The organism is Serratia sp. JSRIV001 (genome assembly GCF_019968745.1).
GTDB lineage: Bacteria > Pseudomonadota > Gammaproteobacteria > Enterobacterales > Enterobacteriaceae > Chania > Chania fonticola_B.
The window spans coordinates 3089817-3104462 of the sequence record NZ_CP074147.1 but is presented as its reverse complement, the minus strand read 5'-3'; the positions used below and the strand labels follow the sequence as shown (position 1 = coordinate 3104462).

Annotated in this window: 10 protein-coding genes; 8 read left to right on the top strand and 2 right to left on the bottom strand. The window is 50.8% G+C overall.

Features of this window, described 5'->3' with window-relative positions; translation table 11 throughout:
* The first annotated feature begins 198 nt into the window (after positions 1-198).
* Together KGP17_RS14155 and KGP17_RS14150 are read left to right on the top strand one after the other, a co-directional pair.
* Positions 199-1542 (top strand): UDP-glucose/GDP-mannose dehydrogenase family protein, encoded by a 1344-nt coding sequence (locus tag KGP17_RS14155; RefSeq protein ID WP_166732673.1) that lies wholly within the window; start codon positions 199-201, stop codon positions 1540-1542.
* Between the two features lie 9 nt (positions 1543-1551).
* Complete coding sequence (locus tag KGP17_RS14150) at positions 1552-2562, top strand: NAD-dependent epimerase (protein WP_115158856.1); 1011 nt, start codon at positions 1552-1554, stop codon at positions 2560-2562.
* A 169-nt stretch (positions 2563-2731) separates the two neighbouring features.
* On the opposite strand, the gene hns is transcribed toward KGP17_RS14150, so the two are convergent.
* Positions 2732-3139, bottom strand: coding sequence for a histone-like nucleoid-structuring protein H-NS (gene hns, locus KGP17_RS14145; RefSeq protein ID WP_021181225.1), 408 nt, complete (start codon positions 3137-3139; stop codon positions 2732-2734).
* A gap of 877 nt (positions 3140-4016) precedes the next feature.
* Here hns and KGP17_RS14140 point away from each other — a divergent pair.
* Positions 4017-4601, top strand: a complete 585-nt coding sequence (locus tag KGP17_RS14140; RefSeq protein WP_021806600.1) for a thymidine kinase — start codon at positions 4017-4019, stop codon at positions 4599-4601.
* A 164-nt stretch (positions 4602-4765) separates the two neighbouring features.
* Here KGP17_RS14140 and adhE read toward each other — a convergent pair whose 3' ends face one another.
* Positions 4766-7441, bottom strand: coding sequence for a bifunctional acetaldehyde-CoA/alcohol dehydrogenase (gene adhE / locus KGP17_RS14135; protein ID WP_021806599.1), 2676 nt, complete (start codon positions 7439-7441; stop codon positions 4766-4768).
* Positions 7442-7960: 519 nt separating this feature from the next.
* Here adhE and KGP17_RS14130 point away from each other — a divergent pair.
* The 5 genes from KGP17_RS14130 (at position 7961) to oppC (ending at position 14637) form a co-directional block, all read left to right on the top strand.
* Positions 7961-8605 carry a YchE family NAAT transporter gene (locus KGP17_RS14130; RefSeq protein WP_021181228.1) on the top strand — a complete coding sequence of 215 codons (645 nt, stop codon included), beginning with the start codon at positions 7961-7963 and terminating at the stop codon, positions 8603-8605.
* 680 nt (positions 8606-9285) lie between these two features.
* A complete protein-coding gene (locus tag KGP17_RS14125) occupies positions 9286-10923 on the top strand; it encodes an ABC transporter substrate-binding protein (protein ID WP_223497780.1) in 1638 nt (545 codons plus the stop codon).
* A gap of 152 nt (positions 10924-11075) precedes the next feature.
* Positions 11076-12713: an oligopeptide ABC transporter substrate-binding protein OppA gene (gene oppA, locus KGP17_RS14120; RefSeq protein WP_094981329.1), complete on the top strand. Its 1638-nt coding sequence runs from the start codon at positions 11076-11078 to the stop codon at positions 12711-12713.
* A gap of 82 nt (positions 12714-12795) precedes the next feature.
* On the top strand, positions 12796-13716 hold the full coding sequence (gene oppB, locus KGP17_RS14115) for an oligopeptide ABC transporter permease OppB (RefSeq protein ID WP_021181231.1): 921 nt from the start codon (positions 12796-12798) through the stop codon (positions 13714-13716).
* Between the two features lie 15 nt (positions 13717-13731).
* A complete protein-coding gene (gene oppC / locus KGP17_RS14110) occupies positions 13732-14637 on the top strand; it encodes an oligopeptide ABC transporter permease OppC (RefSeq protein WP_021181232.1) in 906 nt (301 codons plus the stop codon).
* The last annotated feature ends 9 nt before the right edge of the window (positions 14638-14646 follow it).

The following is a 14646-nucleotide window of genomic DNA, read 5'->3' as shown; positions in this document are numbered from 1 at the left end:
CTTAGAAAGATCGTCAGGACTTCAGTAGCCATTTGCGGGTGATAAGCTCGTTGGTGAGCTCTTTGACCCATAGCGTGTCGAGACGAAAAGACCACCCAACACGGGTAAAGAATTGTTGGTTTGGCTGCGGCCTAGGGCGGCGGACAAACAGAAGTAGCTTGATAACTTTTTGTTAAATTTGAAAATTAGGACTTCCCGATGAAAGTAACCGTTTTCGGTATTGGCTATGTTGGCCTGGTACAGGCAGCCGTGTTGGCTGACGTGGGTCATGATGTCATGTGTATCGACATCGATGAACAGAAGGTCGAAAACCTCAAAAAAGGCAATATTCCGATCTTTGAACCGGGCCTGACCTCGTTGGTACAGCAAAACTATGAAGCCGGTCGTCTACATTTCACTACCGATGCAAAAGCCGGTGTTGCTCATGGCGCTATCCAGTTTATCGCCGTGGGAACGCCACCGGACGAAGATGGTTCTGCCGATCTGAAATATGTCACCGCTGTGGCACGCACCATCGCCGAACATATGACAGACCGCAAAGTGGTGATCGATAAGTCAACCGTACCAGTAGGTACCGCTGATAAAGTTCGTGAAGTGATGACCGAAACGCTGCGCAAGCGCGGCAGCGACTTGGCGTTTGATGTCGTCTCCAACCCAGAGTTCCTCAAGGAAGGGGCAGCTGTTGCCGATTGTATGCGCCCTGAGCGTATCGTGCTGGGCACCGACAACAAAGACGTCATTGAGCCGTTGCGTGAGCTCTATGAGCCGTTCAACCGTAATCATGACCGCATGATCCTGATGGATATCCGCAGCGCAGAACTGACCAAATATGCCGCCAACTGCATGCTGGCGACCAAAATCAGCTTTATGAACGAAATCTCCAATCTGGCAGAGATGCTGGGTGCGGACATTGAAAAAGTGCGTCAGGGGATCGGTTCGGATTCACGTATTGGCTATCACTTCATTTATCCAGGCTGTGGCTACGGCGGCTCCTGCTTCCCGAAAGACGTTCAGGCGTTAATCCGCACCGCAGAGCATATCGGTTATCAACCGAAACTGTTGCAGGCGGTAGAGCAGGTGAACAACCAGCAGAAATATAAGCTGACCCAGTTCATCAAGCATCATTTTGCTGATGATATAAAAGGGAAAACCTTCGCGTTGTGGGGCTTGGCGTTTAAACCTAATACCGACGATATGCGTGAGGCTTCCAGCCGCGTGCTGATGGAAACCTTGTGGGAGTTAGGCGCCAGCGTGCAAGCCTATGACCCGGAAGCCATGGCAGAAGCGCAGCGAATCTATGGGCAACGTGCCGATCTGAAACTGATGGGAACCAAAGAAGCGGCGTTGCAGGGAGCCGATGCGTTGGTGATCTGTACCGAATGGCAGAATTTCCGCGCTCCTGATTTTGATGCGATTAAGGCAGCCTTGAAGCAACCCGTCATTTTTGATGGCCGTAACCTGTTTGATCCAGAACGTCTGCAAGCTCGCGGCTTTACTTATTATGGTATTGGTCGTGGCGCATCGATTAAGCCGGTCATCTAAGAGGTGAGCATGAAATTCCTGGTTACAGGCGCTGCAGGGTTTATTGGTTATCACGTAACGGAGCGCCTGCTAGCCATGGGGCATCAGGTTGTCGGTATCGACAACCTGAATGATTATTACGCTGTCAGCCTGAAACAGGCACGGCTTGACATGCTGGCTAATCAGCCAGCATTTCAGTTTATCAAACTGGATTTGGCCGATCGCAATGGAATTGCCGAGCTGTTCGCTGAACATCAGTTTGAGCGGGTCATTCACCTCGGCGCCCAGGCCGGGGTGCGTTATTCGCTGGATCACCCCTTGGCTTATGCGGATTCCAACCTGATTGGCCATTTGAACATTCTTGAAGGGTGTCGGCATAATAAGGTTGGGCATTTGCTGTACGCGTCCTCCAGCTCGGTTTATGGCCTGAATCGCAAGCTACCGTTTTCGACGGATGACTCTGTCGATCACCCAATATCCCTGTATGCTGCGACGAAAAAAGCCAATGAGCTTATGTCGCACAGCTATTCGCATTTATATGGTCTGCCAACCACTGGCCTGCGCTTTTTCACCGTATATGGCCCTTGGGGGCGTCCTGACATGGCGCTGTTTAAATTCACCAAGGCGATATTGGCCGGTGAGAGCATTGATGTATATAACCACGGTGAGATGCATCGTGATTTTACTTACATTGATGATATTGCCGAGGCGGTAGTGCGCTTGCAGGCCATTGTTCCTCAACCCAATGCCAATTGGACGGTGGAACAAGGGTCTCCAGCCAGCAGTTCTGCGCCTTACCATGTCTATAATATCGGCAATAGTAGCCCTATTAAGTTAATGGAATATATTCATGCCCTGGAGGCTGCGTTAGGTATCACGGCGCGCAAAAATATGCTGCCGATGCAGCCTGGTGACGTTTTGGATACCAGCGCGGATACCGAGGAGCTGTACCAGACTATCGCGTTTAAACCTGAGACTAGCGTTGATGAAGGGGTTAAACGGTTTGTTGATTGGTATCGGGCGTTTTATAACGTTCAGTAACCGAACGATAGAAGGGTAGAATAAAGGGGCTTTAGCCCCTTTTTCTTTTCCTGTACATGAGAATTTTGCTAGTCAACCGGAATAACGCGTGTGAAGGTCAGGGGGATTACCGTGGCTGCAAAGCAAAAAGGCTCCCATAGGGAGCCTTTTGAAGGTAACTAAAATGCTATTACAGCAGGAAATCGTCCAGAGATTTGCCTTGCTCTTCGATAGCTTTTTTAATCACGGCTGGAGTACGGCCCTGGCCAGTCCAGGTTTTCATTTCGCCGTTTTCGTCTTTATACTGGTATTTAGCTGGGCGTGCAGCACGCTTTGCTTTACCAGCGGCTTTGGTAGCAGCCATAGTTTGCAGCAGTTCGTTTGGATCAATACCGTCTGCAATCAGCATTTCGCGGTATTGTTGCAGTTTACGAGTGCGCTCTTCAATTTCTGCTTGAGCCTGGCTGTCTTCTTCGCGGCGTTCGTTAACAACAACTTCCAGCTTCTCCAGCATCTCTTCCAGTGTTTCCAGGCTGCATTCTCTTGCCTGTGCACGTAGAGTACGGATGTTGTTCAAAATCTTCAATGCTTCGCTCATTGTTCTAGCTCTCAAATTATATTGGTGGGGGGCGTGACGATAATAATAGAGTGCTCCTTTCTTTTCTGCAATAGCCAAATTGAAAGAGTGACTAAATTTATCTTTAAAAAACCGATATTGAGAACTGTCCGACTAATAACATAGGGGGATCAGGCTTTAATCCCCCCTGGTTTTTATGCCAAATTGTCCAACCGGATGGCATAATCGCCGAGCTTAAAGTCATTTTGGTCCTCTCGTCATAATTATGCTCTATAACAGTATCGGGAAGGATTTGTGTCCATAATCACTTCCCCAAAAGGACTAGTACTGTAAAGAATGGGGGTATAGCGGAAAACAGCCTGACAGGAGAGAGTAAGTTGTTAAGCGTTCCAATTAACCGGGTAGTCATCGCTCAAAACACATTTAATTGCATTGTTGGCGGGAGGGGCTGGGCAGGCTGTTTGCTCGCTGGCAGGACATATCCGTTTGAGCATTAATGAATTTAGTTAATCATTAACAAAAATTAATTGTGCTTGATAAACCACAGTAATCTGTAAATAGATGTAAAAGTGTCCGTTGCGCGTGTAAAATGTTTCACATGAAACTTGGCTTATGGCTATTTTCTTAGGTCAAGATAATGTCAGCCCGCTTGCTGAGTCTGACCAGGGTCTATGCTACACTGTCAACCTGCACCTTCCGACAGTATATACCCGTCGTCTTTCAGGCCGCAGCGTTGTTAACCGCAACAGACTCATCAACCGGGGGCGAATATATTCTCCCTTATTGGCAAGGGCGCAGTGAAGCGCGCCAGCTAGACCAGATGATGAGTCAGCGGGGGGCTCAGCTACGACCAGAAAGTCTTAGGGTATATATTTTAAACCATTGGAGTCGCGGCCACATGGCTCAGCTTTATTTTTATTATTCCGCTATGAACGCGGGGAAATCGACGGCACTGTTACAATCTTCATATAATTATCAAGAACGTGGTATGCGCACGCTGGTGTTCACCGCGGAAATCGACCACCGCTTCGGCGTGGGCAAAGTGAGTTCGCGGATTGGGTTGTCGTCGCAGGCACAGCTTTATAATAACGCCACTCAGCTGTATGCCATGATTAATCAGGAGCATCAGCAGCAGCCCGTACATTGCGTGCTGGTGGATGAGAGCCAGTTTCTAACTAAAGAGCAGGTTGAAGAACTTTGCGAGGTGGTCGACCAACTGGATATTCCTGTGCTGTGTTATGGCTTACGTACGGATTTTCTTGGGGAACTGTTTGTTGGCAGCCATCATCTGCTGGCCTGGGCCGATAAACTGGTCGAACTGAAGACCATTTGTCATTGCGGGCGTAAGGCCAATATGGTGCTACGCCTGGGGGACGATGGCAAGGCGATGCATATGGGGGAGCAGGTGGTGATCGGGGGTAACGAAAGCTATGTTTCGGTATGCCGCAAACACTACAAGGAAGCGATCAAGACCCCAGAGTGATATTGCGCCAGAAGCGCCGCAGAAGGCCTATGTGGCGTTTTTGAATGCCGACCTGTGGGGTAGGGTAGTATCGTTGTCAAAATCGTGTGGTGCTCATTGGGAACAATTTGTCTCACGCATAAAAAAACCCGCCTTTCGGCGGGTTTTGACCATTCAGAGAACGGTTATTTCTTGGACTTTTTTTCCGCTTTGGCTGCAACTGGTGCCGCAACTACCGCCTCTTCTTCAGTCGCTTCGCTGAATTCGCGACCGTAGAAGGTATCCATCAAGATTTGCTTGAGTTCGGCAATCAGCGGATAACGTGGGTTAGCACCGGTACATTGGTCATCGAACGCATCTTCAGACAGTTTGTCGACCTTGGCCAGGAAGTCGGCTTCCTGTACGCCAGCTTCGCGGATCGAGGTTGGAATACCCAGCTCTGCCTTGATTTCGTCCAGCCATTTCAGCAGTTTTTCGATCTTCTGCGCGGTACGGTCACCGGCAGCGCTCAGGCCGAGGTGGTCTGCGATTTCCGCGTAGCGACGACGAGCCTGAGGGCGGTCATACTGGCTGAAGGCGGTCTGCTTGGTCGGGTTGTCGTTGGCGTTATAACGAATAACGTTAGAGATCAACATGGCGTTAGCCAGGCCGTGCGGGATGTGGAACTCAGAACCCAGTTTGTGGGCCATTGAGTGACAGACACCCAGGAAGGCGTTGGCAAACGCGATACCGGCGATGGTAGCGGCGTTGTGTACACGCTCACGAGCAACCGGGTTTTTCGCCCCTTCGTGATAGCTGGCTGGCAGATATTCTTTCAGCAGTTTCAGCGCTTGCAGCGCCTGGCCGTCGGAATATTCGTTAGCCAGTACGGAAACGTAGGCTTCCAGGGCGTGAGTGACCGCATCCAGCCCGCCGAAGGCGCACAGGGATTTAGGCATGTTCATCACCAGGTTGGCATCGACAATCGCCATGTCCGGGGTCAGAGCATAGTCAGCCAGTGGGTATTTCTGGCCGGTGGCGTCATCGGTTACTACCGCAAACGGCGTGACTTCTGAACCGGTACCTGAAGTGGTGGTGACGGCGATCATTTTCGCTTTCACGCCCATTTTCGGGAACTTGTAGATACGCTTACGGATGTCCATAAAGCGCAGCGCCAGATCTTCGAAGTGGGTTTCAGGATGTTCGTACAGCACCCACATGATTTTCGCGGCGTCCATTGGTGAACCACCACCCAGCGCGATGATCACGTCTGGTTTGAAGGAGTTCATCTGCTCGGCACCTTTACGTACGATGCTCAGCGTTGGGTCAGCTTCAACCTCAAAGAACACTTCAGTTTCAATACCGTGCGATTTCAGAACCTTGGTGATCTGATCGGCATAGCCGTTATTGAACAGGTAGCGGTCGGTAACGATGAAGGCACGTTTTGCCCCGTCGGTAGCCACTTCTTCCAGCGCGATTGGCAGTGAGCCACGGCGGAAGTAGATTGATTTCGGAAGTTTGTGCCACAACATGTTTTCTGCTCGCTTCGCTACAGTTTTCTTGTTGATCAAATGTTTTGGACCGACGTTTTCAGAGATGGAGTTACCACCCCAGGAACCGCAGCCCAACGTCAGTGACGGAGCGAGTTTAAAGTTGTACAGGTCACCGATACCCCCCTGAGAAGCCGGGGTGTTGATCAGAATACGTGCGGTTTTCATTTTGTCGCCAAAATATTCCACGCGTGCAGTCTGGTTGTCTTGATCGGTGTACAGACAAGAGGTGTGACCGATACCGCCCATGGCGACCAGTTTCTCGGCTTTGCTGACGGCGTCTTCAAAGTCTTTGGCCCGGTACATCGCCAGGGTAGGTGACAGTTTTTCGTGAGCAAACGGCTCAGATTCGTCAACCAGTTTCACTTCACCAATCAGGATTTTGGTGTTGGCTGGCACTTTGATACCGGCCATTTCAGCGATTTTTGGTGCAGACTGGCCAACGATAGCGGCGTTGAGGCCACCGTTTTTCAGGATGATGTCCTGAACGGCTTTCAGCTCTTTGCCCTGCAGCATGTAGCCGCCGTGGGAAGCGAAGCGTGCGCGCACTGCATCGTATGCGGAATCCACCACAATCACGGACTGTTCAGACGCACAGATCACACCGCTGTCGAAGGTTTTTGACATCAGGATAGAAGCAACAACGCGTTTGATGTCGGCAGTTTCATCGACGACAACTGGAGTGTTACCGGCACCAACACCGATAGCGGGTTTACCAGAGCTGTATGCGGCTTTAACCATGCCTGGGCCACCGGTTGCCAGGATCAGGTTGATGTCTGGGTGATGCATCAGCTGATTGGACAGTTCCACCGTTGGCTGGTCGATCCAACCGACGATGTCTTTCGGCGCGCCAGCAGCAATGGCAGCCTGCAACACGATATCTGCGGCTTTGTTGGTGGCGTTCTTGGCACGTGGGTGCGGAGAGAAGATAATGCCGTTACGGGTTTTCAGGCTGATCAGCGCTTTGAAGATCGCGGTAGAAGTTGGGTTGGTGGTTGGCACGATACCGCAAATCAGGCCAATTGGCTCTGCAATGGTGATGGTACCGAAAGTGTCGTCTTCGGAGAGGATCCCGCAGGTCTTTTCGTCTTTATAGGCGTTATAGATGTATTCGGAAGCGAAGTGGTTTTTGATGACTTTGTCTTCAACGATACCCATGCCAGATTCTTCAACGGCCATTTTAGCCAGAGGAATACGGGCATCTGCGGCGGCGAGGGCAGCGGCGCGGAAGATCTTATCAACTTGCTCTTGTGAGAAGTTGGCATACTCGCGCTGGGCTTTTTTGACACGTGCAACTAGCTCGTTCAATTCAGCGACATTCGTTACAGCCATGATGCTCTCCTGATAAATGTTAAACTCTTTCAGTAAATAAGCCGTTCGAGGAACTAGTATAGACATCTGTCAGGAAGGCGTCTGTTAGATCATGAGACTTTTCCCGCAGTTAGCGACCCATACTGCTGATTTACTTAAAGAGCTTTACCAAGTGCAAGTTGGTAGTAGGCAAGCGAGATAGAAATCGGTATCCATACCTCGTACTCCCTTTTGACTACGACTAAGAGCTTAACTATTCCTGAGTAGATATTTTGTGATGTACATCATAAAAATCGCAAGCTGACACCTTTCAGCTAGTGTTTGTTGAGAGTAATTATCAACAAGGTGCTTGACGATGACGCGATGATACTTGATAACAGCATGCAACACACAAAGCATTAACAATAGCGAATTGTTTTGTAACATTCTGTTGAGGTAGGGAAAAATGCTGGTCGAGTGGATGGATTAGCTGGCGCAATTCCATTACATTAGCGCGCATCGGCAGTGTCTCTTTTTACAGCTATTTATGCGGAGTTTTTCGTGGGCCAATCTCTGTTGGATTTTTCCGGCTACATCAAGTTCTTTGTCGGCCTGTTTGCGCTGGTCAACCCGGTAGGTATTCTGCCGGTGTTTATCAGTATGACCAGCTATCAGGCCGAGGTCGGGCGTAACAAAACCAACCTGACGGCTAACCTGTCGGTGGCGATTATTTTGTGGACCTCGCTGTTCCTGGGCGAGGGTATATTGCGTATGTTTGGTATCTCCATCGATTCTTTCCGTATTGCTGGCGGCATTCTGGTGGTGACCATCGCCATGTCGATGATCAGCGGCAAGCTGGGTGAAGACAAACAGAACAAGCAGGAAAAGTCAGAGAGCGCGATCCGTGAAAGCATCGGGGTTGTTCCCTTGGCTCTGCCGCTGATGGCCGGGCCGGGTGCTATCAGTTCCACCATTGTCTGGAGCTCTCGTTACCACAGCTGGCAGAACCTGTTAGGTTTTACCGTGGCAATCGCCTTGTTCGCTTTCTGTTGTTGGCTATTGTTCCGGGCAGCTCCGCTGCTGGTGCGTCTGCTGGGGCAAACCGGCATCAACGTCATTACCCGTATCATGGGGTTGTTGTTGATGGCGCTGGGGATCGAATTTATTGTCACCGGCATCAAAGCCATTTTTCCTGGGTTGTTATAACCTTAATAAAGCCGCGGATAATCCTGTTTGCGGCTTAAGTAATTTTTAATTTTTCAAATTATCCCAGCTGATGCATTATTAAAGTGCATAACCTGCCTGCTTTTTATTCTATTGCCCCACCCTGTGGCACAAATCTCACTTTATCGGTTGATAAAGCACCAAGATGTTATTTTCTCCACTTTTAAAAACCGCGTGACGGGGGTTTTTGTCTCCCTATGGGTAAAATTGTTGTTAATTTAATCACATCATTCTGTAGGGCTTGTCTCCGTTTCACACAGGTGTTATTAGTGATTAACCACGGATAGGCAGGTGTTTATTCTCTGAACGGCATTTTTGTTAACTGAATGTTTCTTTTGAGTGGTTTTTTTCATCCGTGAAGAAAAGGTTAAAAATGAAGCTGTTATTTATCCAGTAAAATCATGGTGTTAATCGGTTTGCGGGCAGATGGGAAGGCTAGGTGTCTGTAGGGCCATGGGATAATAAAAGAGAAATGCTTAACATTTCTGTAAAAATTATTAGCTATGAATTTTTGCTTCTGCTAATTTCCGAGCAACTCGTTGGAAAGAAAAATCTTATCTTTGGCGCGCCAAGTAGGAATGATTTTTGCTGGTATCCGTATATTTAGCCCGCTTGATAACTATTTCACAATTATTGCTTAGCCGTGAAAAGGAGCCTGTAGTATGCCGCAAACCACGAAGCATCAACCGTTGGCCGTTATCACCGCCGCCGTGTTGGGGATGAGCGCCAGCCAAAACCTGCAGGCCGTTGAGGTTCCGGCCGGGGTGCAATTGGCACCACTGCAGCGCATGGTGATCAACAACGGTTCAGAAGTCGCTTCATTGGATCCGCATAAGGTCGAAGGAACGCCTGAAAGCAATATTATCCTCAACCTGCTTGAAGGGTTGGTCAGCACCGATGCCAATGGTCATCTGGCCCCTGCAGTGGCGGAAAACTGGGAAAATACCGATTACCAGACGTGGACCTTCCACCTGCGTCCAGGGGCGGTATGGAGTGATGGCTCTCCGGTGACCGCACAGGATTTCGTATACAGCTGGCAGCGGCTGGCGGATCCCAAGACCGGTTCCCCTTATGCCAGCTATCTGCAATACGCCCGAATTGAGAATATTGACGCTATTCTTGCCGGTAAAAAACCGCCTGAATCGCTTGGCGTAAGCGCCATTGATGATAAAACGTTGAGGGTGACGCTCAGCGAGCCGGTGCCCTATTTTGTCAGCATGCTGTCCCATACCTCAATGAAACCGGTGAAACAGTCCGTGGTTGAGAAATTTGGCGATAAGTGGACACTGCCACAAAACTACGTGGGCAACGGGGCATATCGCTTATCCGAGTGGGTCGTCAATGAACACATCATGCTCGAACGCAGCCCGAGCTACTGGAATAACAGCAAGACGGTAATCGAGCAGGCCACGTTCCTGCCGTTGTCTTCAGAAGTCAGCGATATTAACCGCTACCGCAGCGGTGAAATCGATATTACCAATAGTGCCATCCCGCCGAATCTGTATGCCAAAATGAAGCGTGAGATCCCGGAACAGTTGCACGTTAACCCTTACCTGTGCACCTTCTATTACGAGATCAACAATCAGCGTGCGCCGTTTACCGACGAGCGCGTACGTGCGGCAGTCAAGTTGACGCTGGATCGCGACATTATTGCCAACAAGATCATGGGCCAGGGCCAAATCCCGGCCTACAGCTTTACGCCAACCTTTACCGAGGGGGGCAACTTCAGCCAGCCAGAATGGGCTGGGTGGACGCAGGAAAAACGCAACGAAGAAGCGAAGAAACTGCTGGCGCAGGCCGGGTTCACCGCTGAGAAACCGCTCAAGTTTACCTTGTTGTACAACACCTCCGATCAAAATAAACAGCAGGCCATCGCTGCTGCCTCAATGTGGAAGAAGAACCTCGGCGCACAGGTCACATTGCAAAATCAGGAATGGAAAACCTCGCTGCAGAGCCGCCATGAAGGGCAGTTTGATGTGGCCCGTGCCACCTGGTGCGGCGATTACAACGAACCGAGCGCGTTTCTGAATATGCTGCTTTCCAACAGCAGCAATAACACCTTCTTCTATAAAAGCTCGGCGTTCGATGCGCTGATGGCCAGCACCCTGCAAGCACCGGACGCCGCTGCACGAGGGGCCATTTATCAGCAGGCGGAGACCTTGCTGGACAAAGATTCTGCGTTGGTCCCGGTTTATTATCGGGTCAGTGCGCGGCTGGTCAAACCTACGGTTGGCGGTTTCACCGGCAAAGATCCGCAAGACTATATCGATCTGAAAAACTTTTACATCATCAAACAGTAATGAAGGGTGTTACCGGCGGTGATAGCAGCCGGTAATACACAGGAAAGGCAGCGTCGTTTCGTTCCACAACGTCCAGCCAAAGCAACCCCCGGTTAACGGGCAACGCAGCTCCCACGACGGAGTTGTGATAATAAAAACTGGAGTTTAACCACATGACCAACATCACGAAGAAGTCCCTGCTGGCAGCAGGCATTATTGCGGCGCTAGGCTTGACGGTGGCAGGAACTGCTTTTGCGGCCGATGTGCCAGCGGGCGTTCAGCTGGCAGACAAGCAGGAAATCGTCAAGAACAACGGTTCCGAAGTACAATCCCTTGACCCGCACAAGATCGAAGGCGTGCCTGAAAACAACGTCACTCGCGATCTGATTGAAGGTCTGGCAAATAACAGCCTGGACGGTTCAGTGGTGCCGGGTGTCGCAGAAAGCTGGGATAACAAAGATTTTAAAGTGTGGACCTTCCATCTGCGTAAAGACGCCAAATGGTCGAACGGTGAGCCGGTAACGGCACAAGATTTCGTGTATAGCTGGCAGCGTTTGGTTGACCCGAAAACCGCCTCACCTTATGCCAGCTATCTGCAATATGCTCATGTAGAAAACGTGGATGACATCATCGCGGGTAAGAAAGACAAATCGACGTTGGGCGTCAAGGCCATCGACGATCATACCTTCCAGGTAACGCTGACCGAGCCGGTGCCGTATCTGGTAGAAATGACTCCGCACTACGCCATGAAGCCGGTGAATAAAGAAGCGGTAGAGAAGTTTGGTGAGAAGTGGACCTTGCCACAGAACTACGTCAGCAACGGCGCGTACAAGCTGAAAGACTGGGTAGTTAACGAACGTATCGTGCTGGAACGTAACCCGCAATACTGGGATAACGCCAAAACCGTCATTAATAAAGTCACCTTCTTGCCGATCGCGTCAGAAGTCACCGACGTCAACCGCTATCGCACCGGCGAAATCGACATGACCTATAACAACATGCCGATCGAACTGTTCCAGAAGCTGAAGAAAGAGATCCCGAACGAAGTGCACGTCGATCCTTACCTGTGTACTTATTACTACGAAATCAACAACCAGAAAGCCCCGTTCACCGATGCTCGCGTACGTGAAGCGCTGAAGCTGGGGATGGATCGCGATATCATCGTCAACAAGGTGAAGAACCAGGGCGACCTGCCAGCTTACAGCTTTACTCCTCCTTACACCGATGGTGCCAAGTTGACCCCGCCAGAATGGTTTGGCTGGACGCAGGAAAAGCGTAACGAAGAAGCCAAGAAGCTGCTGGCCGAAGCCGGTTATGGCCCTGGTAAACCGCTGACCTTCTCACTGTTGTACAACACCTCCGATCTGCACAAGAAACTGGCCATTGCCGCTGCGTCTATCTGGAAGAAAAACCTGGGCGTGGACGTGAAGTTGGTGAACCAGGAGTGGAAAACCTTCCTGGATACACGCCATCAGGGCACCTATGACGTGTCACGTGCTGGCTGGTGTGCGGACTACAACGAACCAAGCTCCTTCCTGAACATGATGCTGTCCGACAGCAGCAGTAACACCCCGCACTATAAGAGCGCAGAATTCGACAAGCTGATGGGCAACGTCTTGACGGCGAAAACCAAAGAAGAGCGTGCCGATCTGTATCAGAAAGCCGAAGTTCAGCTGGATAAAGACTCTGCCATCGTTCCGCTTTATTACTATGTGAATGCTCGCCTGGTGAAACCTTACGTGGGTGGTTACTCAGGCAAAGATCCACTGGATAACGTTTACGACAAAAACCTGTACATCATCAAACATTGATGCGGCAAGGGCTGGCGGCATAGGTCGCCGGCCCATTTCAAGACAATAAGCCGTTATCAGGCTGAAGCACAGGGCTAGGGCAATGCTTAAATTTATCTTTCGTCGCCTGTTAGAGGCGATCCCGACACTATTTATACTTATTACCATCTCTTTCTTTATGATGCGCCTCGCACCCGGCAGCCCGTTTACCGGTGAGCGTGCGCTGCCACCCGAAGTGTTGGCCAACATTGAAGCCAAATATCACCTTAACGATCCGATCTGGAAACAATACGGACACTATTTGGTGCAGCTGTCGCAGGGCGATTTTGGCCCTTCATTCAAATACAAAGATTATTCGGTTAATGACCTGGTCAAGGCTTCGTTTCCCGTTTCAGCCAAACTGGGTTTTGCCGCTTTTGTTCTGGCGGTGGTGCTGGGGGTGAGCGCTGGGGTTATTGCCGCGTTGAATCAGAATACCAAGTGGGACTATACGGTGATGGGGTTCGCCATGACCGGTGTGGTGATCCCCAGCTTTGTCGTGGCCCCTTTACTGGTGCTGATTTTCGCCATTACCTTGAAGTGGTTGCCCGGTGGAGGCTGGAACGGTGGGGCGCTGAAGTTCATGATCCTGCCGATGGTGGCGCTGTCTTTGGCCTATATCGCCAGCATCGCGCGTATCACCCGTGGCTCGATGATTGAGGTGCTGCACTCCAACTTTATCCGTACCGCCCGTGCCAAAGGTTTGCCGATGCGCCGCATCATTCTGCGTCACGCATTAAAACCTGCGCTGCTGCCGGTGCTGTCGTATATGGGGCCAGCGTTTGTTGGGATTATCACCGGTTCGATGGTGATTGAGACTATTTACGGCCTGCCAGGAATTGGTCAACTGTTCGTTAACGGTGCATTGAACCGTGACTATTCGCTGGTGTTGAGCCTGACCATTCTGGTCGGCGGCTTGACCATCCTGTTTAACGCGATCGTCGACGTGCTATATGCCGTGATCGATCCGAAAATCCGTTACTAAGCTGGAGCACGCAAGATGTTGACGAAAAAGAACAGCGAAGCTCTGGAAAACTTCAGCGAACAGCTGGAAGTTGAAGGGCGCAGTCTTTGGCAGGACGCTCGCCGCCGCTTTATGCACAACCGTGCGGCGGTGACCAGCCTGTTTGTGTTAGCGCTGATCACCCTGTTTGTGATCTGTGCCCCCTGGCTGTCGCAGTTTGCTTATGATGACACCGATTGGGCCATGATGTCTGCCGCGCCTAACCTGGAGTCCGGGCACTATTTCGGTACCGATTCCTCAGGGCGTGACCTGCTGGTGCGCGTGGCCATTGGTGGGCGTATCTCGCTGATGGTGGGGGTTGCTGCGGCGCTGGTGGCCGTGGTATTGGGCACCTTGTACGGTTCACTTTCTGGCTATCTGGGCGGCAAGACCGACTCGGTGATGATGCGTTTGCTGGAGATCCTGAACTCCTTCCCGTTTATGTTCTTTGTGATCCTGCTGGTGACCTTCTTTGGGCAAAACATCCTGCTGATCTTTGTGGCGATCGGCATGGTGTCGTGGCTGGATATGGCGCGTATTGTGCGCGGGCAGACGCTCAGCCTGAAACGTAAAGAGTTTATCGAAGCAGCGCTGGTGTGCGGCGTATCGACTCGCAATATCGTCCTGCGGCATATCGTGCCAAATGTACTGGGCGTGGTGGTGGTATACGCCTCGCTGCTGGTGCCGAGCATGATCCTGTTTGAATCCTTCCTCAGCTTCCTGGGGCTAGGTACTCAGGAGCCGTTGAGCAGTTGGGGCGCATTGTTGAGCGATGGCGCCAACTCAATGGAAGTATCACCGTGGTTGCTGCTGTTCCCAGCCTGTTTCCTGGTTATCACTCTGTTTTGTTTCAACTTTATCGGCGATGGCCTGCGTGATGCCCTCGACCCGAAAGATCGTTAAGGAGTGCAA